A 1,542-nucleotide genomic window follows, 5' to 3' on the forward strand; every position below is an offset into this window, starting at 1 on the left:
AAATCAAAGTTATGAAGACCCGTATTTCCAGCGTAAGCGGTCTTCACACGGGATTGGTACACCCTATTACATAGTAGGTGAAAAGAACGGAACCTACAAACTCGTTCAGGCCGACCCTGACATTACAGGCAAGCCCAAGTCGATTATAGGTTTCCTGTATAACAGCAAGAGGCACTTTAAAGAACCCCGTAAAGTCAATTATGCCGGATGGATACCATCGGAAAATATACTGATGTACGACCATGCCTATATCAATCCCCGCAACAACCAGCCAATAAGGTACCGTATAGGCATAAACAGCATTAACAAGCTGTTCGATATCCATCAATTCTTCAATGGAGATACCCTGAAAATATACGGAGAGCCGTTTCTGAAAACAACAACGGATGCGGTAGTTGTCAGCGGAGAGGTTGTTTACCTATATAAGCTGGACAAGAGCGGCAAATCCGCATTGATTTCCAATGCACCCGCATTGTCAGACAGTACCAAACGCTTCTTAGGATGGATTCCCGCTGACCTTCTTGCAGAAGTCGGCCAGAATGAAGTGTATCATGTTGATTATTCACGATACCGTGATTCTTTGTTATGTGCCGTCAACCTGATGTATCCCGATACGTTGGCACTACATAATGCGAATATTCAGGGTACGATATTGTTCAACTTGGATGGAAATCCGGCAGGGCCTATAACGGACGGGAATATCCGGCTGAACTATCCTCTATCCGTCTGGGACAAGAACTGGAATAAGATTATCAATATCAAAGGTGGAGACATCATGGTTTCCGATGTCCGAAAGATGGAAGCGGAAAACAAAAACGTGAACATACATGTACTGTTCAATGATGCCGACCTACCTTATCTATCCCCATATATCAATGTACTACAGAACCTAAAGCTGAAAATGAAGCCCGGATATGACTACACATTTTCGGCAACTTGCATATCCTTCAACGGAGAAAACAGACATTTGGCCCCCACCAAGGACTTTTCAGCCTGGCTCGACTATATCAAACAATCCATTTCTTCCAAGCGAAAGAACGAGCAAGAGGAACAATCATCGTTTTACGGTTTTGGCGGGGCTATCAAACAAATCTCCTGCTATGATAACGAAAGCCGTTTCAGCAACAATGTATTCATCATTTTAGGGTCAAAGCAAACTTTATCCTTGCACGAACAACAACTCTCGTGGCTGGCAACCCAACCGGCAAGGCTTCTGTTTGCCCAGATAGACAGAGCGTCAGGTACTGCGTATCAGGACTTCCTATTGCAGGCCAAATCCATTCTGGACAGCCATTCTACGAAATACATAGACCATATATCCAATTATATCGCAGACAACAGACTGGTAAAGACGGAACTGTTCAAGAACATAGAAGCTACGGATGCCAACTTATACCTGTATGATGCCCCATACAACAGCCTTACGGTAGGAGGAATCTTGTTCCCTAAAGGTCGAAACAGGCTGGAAAGCAACGCTTTGGAAACAGCCTTGGATTCCGTGTTTCAGCAATCTTTCGAGACGGACAGCCTACTGTTGTACTC

The 1,542-nt window shown here is 44.4% G+C and carries 1 protein-coding gene; it reads left to right on the top strand.

Annotation, left to right across the window (positions count from 1 at the left end; genetic code table 11):
- The coding region (gene tssR / locus ABUA47_RS24635) for a type VI secretion system protein TssR domain-containing protein (protein WP_349832274.1) at positions 1-1,542 on the top strand (1,542 nt) is incomplete at both ends.

It is taken from the genome of Bacteroides sp. RTP31139st1_H2_RTP31139_211217 (assembly GCF_040227615.1).
Taxonomy (GTDB): domain Bacteria; phylum Bacteroidota; class Bacteroidia; order Bacteroidales; family Bacteroidaceae; genus Bacteroides; species Bacteroides uniformis.